This window comes from Peptoniphilus sp., from assembly GCF_050943655.1.
In the GTDB taxonomy this organism is placed as follows: domain Bacteria; phylum Bacillota; class Clostridia; order Tissierellales; family Peptoniphilaceae; genus Peptoniphilus_A.
Window position 1 is genome coordinate 1 of the sequence record NZ_JBMNPQ010000096.1, and the last position, 4,317, is coordinate 4,317.

A 4,317-nucleotide genomic window follows, 5' to 3' on the forward strand; every position below is an offset into this window, starting at 1 on the left:
CTATTGCATCAATTATAGAAGCTCTAAAGGAACTTTCCTCTAGGCTCTTTAATCCCCTAATTGTTGTTCCACCAGGAGTTGTGACTTGATCTTTTAATACACCGGGATGTTCGCCTGTTTTTTCTGTCATAGTAGCTGCTCCTGCAACTGCTTGTGATACGCATCTATAAGCCATATCCCTTTTCATTCCGTAGTATACACATGCATCTGCAGCTGCCTCGATAAACATATAGACATATGCAGGCATACATCCACAGGATGCTTCGAATATTCTAATATTTTCTTCGTCTACAAGCTGAGTTTTGCCAAAGGAAGATAGAATATTTTCGATTTCTTTAAGTTCATCTTCTGTGATATTTTTGCCAGGACAAATTCCCGTCATTGACTCCATAACTTTTGCTGGAGTGTTTGGAAGAGCCATTAAAAATTTCTTGTTGCCAAGTTTTTCTTCTAACTTTTTAAGATCGAAGGCGCTTGTTACAGAAATTATTATCTCTTCGTCTATTATATCTTTAACTTTATCTAAAAAACTTTCGTAGTGATAAGGCTTAATTGCGACGATTATTGCATCGGCACTTTTAACCACTTCTTCATCTGTAAGTACAATATGTGCATTTTCATATTCTTTAAACTGATTTCTTTTCTCTTCGTTTCTGTCAAAAAGATATGTCTCTATATTATTTTTTAAAAGACCGTGCGCCATGGCAGAGCCCATGTTGCCAAGTCCAACAATTCCTATTTTCATATTACACCTCTTTACCATTATACCACTTTTCTGTATTTTTAAACTTTAATGAGCCTTGCGGGTGCTTTAAGTTTTTTATAAAAGCGCGCTTATGTTATAATTATTTTGGTGATGATATGGAAAAAATTTCACTTTCAAAACTTTTTTTAATACTTTTTAAAATAAATTCTATAACTTTTGGAGGAGGATTTACTATCGTTCCTGCCATTCGGGATGTATTTGTAAACGAGCTTTCTCTAATTTCTGAAAAGGACATGATGGACATAGTTGCCCTTGCTCAAGGTGGCCCTGGTGCCATGGCAGTTTCCTGCTCGCTACTTACTGGCTACAAGGTGAGGGGCAGAAAGGGAGCTATCGTTTCTGTCATTGCATCGGTTCTTCCCTGCCTTATAATTTTATCTATAATAGCTAAGTTTTATCAGGAGTTTAAGACGAATTTCTTCATCAACTCTGCCCTTGAAGGGATAAGCGGTGTAATTTCTGCAGTACTTCTTATTACAGTTTTTCAAATGGCAGTGGCGTCTTACAAGAGTAACGGCAGATTTACTGTTGGCGTTGCAATTATTGCAATAGTCCTCGCTCTATTTACGAGCATTAACACGGGACTTATTATATTTATAAGTGGCGCTTTTGGTATTTTATACTTCAACATGATTGAGAGGTCAAAAAATGCTTAAGTTATTTTTAATTTTCTTCAAAATTGGATGCCTCGCCTTTGGCGGAGGATATGCAGTAATCCCTTTAATATCAAAATATGTGGTTGAGACTTCACAAATTCTAACTCCTAGAGAGTTTATGGATCTCGTATCTATTTCTCAGATGACGCCAGGTCCCATTGCAATTAATGCTGCGACTTTCGTCGGACAAATTTCGGGAGGACTAATTGGTTCAATTGTTACGACAATAGGGCTCGTACTTCCTCAATTTATTCTTATGATGGTCCTGGGTCACTTGTTATTTACAAAGGGCAAGAAGTTTAACACCCTAGACTACGCTCTAGAGGGTGTAAAGGCAGGCATACTTCCACTAATACTTTTAACTTCAATAGATCTATTTAATACTTCGATTTTCCCAGAAGGTTTTGCACTAACAGACATGCGAATCCCAGCACTGATTGGTTTTGTCGTTGGACTTTTATACATCAAGAAAGTCGATTTATTTAAGTTAATCGCAATTGGCGCAATCGTCGGCATCGGCGCAAATTATTTTTTATAATATGATTTTTAAACCTATTCGTTTTTAATTTAAACTAAACTCTTTATAGATAGTCTGTAAAATAACAAAGCTCTAAAGAAATCTTATCCTATGGAAGAAATTGTAGGAAGTTCAACTTGAAGTAAACCGCCCGAAAAACGCACTGTTTGAGCGTAAGCGAGTTTGCGTTTTTCAGATTTACGAAAGTATGAACTATCCCAATTTCTGTAATGAGATAAGATTTATTGAGCTTTGTCTTAAGTTTCATCCTTAATACTTTATTTTTGCACTAAAAAATCTGAACCTCTATTTGAAGTTCAGATTTCTTTTTATCTTTCTTCTCGCCTGCTCCTGCGAGATGCTTTTTTGTTTTTCTTTTCGCGAGTCATTCCAATTACATTCATGATTATATTTACAACACTTGTGAAGATTATTGTCTTTATTATGAAAAGATCTGGAATGAAGAATTTTGTCAAAATAGTAAAGCATATAATTGTAAATGCATCTATTACATATTCTGTATAGACTATTCTCGAATACACATTGTTCTCAGAAACTTTCATATTGTCCTTTAAAACATTTAAAAAGAACATGAACATTATGAGCGTGTAAGTCGCTGTAGTGATGTCGATTTTTGATGTAATTATGTACATCTGCAACATAAAAAACATGCTGTAGCTCAATATTACTAGGGCAATCTTTTCTGTTTTTATTTTTACTTTTTTGGTTTCGTATAAATGTGTTGTGTCCCATTCGTTTGTTAGGGATTTTAAAATTCTAGTGGTCTTTATTTTTTCAGATATCCAGCTTGGAAGTACAGACAATATAAAAATCGATATTGCAAGAGATTTTAATACATTGTAGACTCCTGTGCTGACAAGCCTTGAGAAGTAATTAAAGAAGAAAAGCACAAGTCCAACTCCACTTGATATGAGAAGGAGCTTTAAAAACTTTTTAAATACTTCGTAGGTCTTTCCACTGATTAAAAAGTGGCCAGTCTTTGTATAGTACGCGGCAAACTGATAGGGATTGCCGAGTTTATTTAGTGCTCTTGTAATGTCTCTATCGCTGTAGTCTCTTGGAAGATTCTTCTCAATTTCTTTTAGCATATCTTCCTTTGCTTCTTCTTGTTTGTCATATGGAATGTATCTTAAAAAATAATATATATATCTATCGACAAGTTCATTGTCTATTAATTTCATATCATCACCTATTTTTCTACTCTTATATTATAGTCTATATGAAAAATCTTTTAAAGAAGTTTACATTATTTATTAATTATTTTTACAATTATAATTTTGCATAAAAAAATCAGAGCCAAGCTCTGACTTTTAAAATTATTTAATTAGTCTAATACATAAACTTTAACATTTCTTCTTCCAAATCTTAGTGCTTCTGCGTTGGAATTATAGAATAAATCAATTCTATTTCCCTTTATTGCTCCGCCAGTATCCTCTGCTGTTGCATATCCATAAGATGCAAATCCGTCCATTGATTCAATATAAAGCTTTGAACCTAGTGGAATGACTCTTGGGTCAACTGCAACTGCACCTACTCTTGCTCTTGTTCCCATTGCAGTTTTTGAACCTGCAGATGGATCATATGCTGTTGCTTGCATTGTGATAACTTTTTTAACACTTTGTCCATTTGGTGTCTTTGGAGCTTTCTTTGTTCCAACTTCAACTACTTCATTAATTGGCTCTTTAGTAACTTCAGATTTTAAAACTTCGCTACTTTCGATTTTGCCATTTACATAAGTATTTAGTACGCTTTCAATTTTTTCTCCAGCTTGACCTGCATTTATTACTTTAGTTTCGCCTTCAAACATATCTGGGTTTTCTTTTCTTTCACTTTCGAAAGGAATTTCAACTGCGTGTTCTATGTTCTCTTGTTCTACTCTGTCAATTTTAATTGTCATTGCTTCTTTTGCAACTTGGTCTAAGGAAACATCAATTCTATCCAGTTTATTAAGCTTAATGCCTAAATTTTCTAAAACTTCACCAACAGTGTATCCACTTGCTTCTGCAATTACGATTCTGTTTCCATCTTTAATTTGGTAAGATTTTGGTGAAGTGATAACTATGTCCATATCTTGAGTTATCTCAGAATCAAGAGAAGGTCTTATTGCATCCCTATTCTTAACTTCTATGTTTTGTTTTTCTAAAAAATCTCCAACTGTTTTTTCATAAGTAAAAACTGTCGTTGTGTTTCCATTTATATTTAGATTTACATCATTTCCTACTACTTGTTTAAAACCCATTGTCAAAGCGGAAATTAAAATAATTAGAATTACAAGAATTTTTGTAGTTCTAAATCTCCTCTTATTCAAAATTAATACCTCCAACTATTTGTTACAAAGTCGTAATTTTTGTTACTAT

Annotated in this window: 5 protein-coding genes; 2 read left to right on the forward strand and 3 right to left on the reverse strand. The window is 33.8% G+C overall.

Features of this window, described 5'->3' with window-relative positions; translation table 11 throughout:
- The coding region (proC, locus tag ACOX6R_RS07320) for a pyrroline-5-carboxylate reductase (protein ID WP_433448777.1) at positions 1-745 on the reverse strand (745 nt) is incomplete at its 3' end.
- A 116-nt stretch (positions 746-861) separates the two neighbouring features.
- Here proC and ACOX6R_RS07325 point away from each other — a divergent pair.
- Together ACOX6R_RS07325 and ACOX6R_RS07330 are read left to right on the forward strand one after the other, a co-directional pair.
- Positions 862-1,422, forward strand: a complete 561-nt coding sequence (locus ACOX6R_RS07325; RefSeq protein WP_433448779.1) for a chromate transporter — start codon at positions 862-864, stop codon at positions 1,420-1,422.
- Positions 1,415-1,960, forward strand: a complete 546-nt coding sequence (locus ACOX6R_RS07330; protein ID WP_433448781.1) for a chromate transporter — start codon at positions 1,415-1,417, stop codon at positions 1,958-1,960. The genes ACOX6R_RS07325 and ACOX6R_RS07330 overlap by 8 nt, the downstream gene beginning before the upstream one ends.
- Before the next feature lie 308 nt (positions 1,961-2,268).
- On the opposite strand, the gene ACOX6R_RS07335 is transcribed toward ACOX6R_RS07330, so the two are convergent.
- Together ACOX6R_RS07335 and ACOX6R_RS07340 are read right to left on the reverse strand one after the other, a co-directional pair.
- Positions 2,269-3,141, reverse strand: a complete 873-nt coding sequence (locus ACOX6R_RS07335; RefSeq protein ID WP_433448783.1) for a hypothetical protein — start codon at positions 3,139-3,141, stop codon at positions 2,269-2,271.
- A gap of 143 nt (positions 3,142-3,284) precedes the next feature.
- The gene (locus ACOX6R_RS07340) at positions 3,285-4,268 is read right to left on the reverse strand and encodes a 3D domain-containing protein (RefSeq protein ID WP_433448785.1); all 984 of its coding nucleotides are present in this window, start codon (positions 4,266-4,268) and stop codon (positions 3,285-3,287) included.
- Positions 4,269-4,317 lie beyond the last annotated feature (49 nt).

Excerpts from the sequence above, each read along its gene's own strand:
- ACOX6R_RS07335 (WP_433448783.1), bottom strand. The coding sequence starts at position 3,141 with ATGAAATTAATAGACAATGAACTTGTCGATAGATATATATATTATTTT.
- ACOX6R_RS07325 (WP_433448779.1), top strand. The coding sequence starts at position 862 with ATGGAAAAAATTTCACTTTCAAAACTTTTTTTAATACTTTTTAAAATA.
- ACOX6R_RS07330 (WP_433448781.1), top strand. The coding sequence starts at position 1,415 with ATGCTTAAGTTATTTTTAATTTTCTTCAAAATTGGATGCCTCGCCTTT.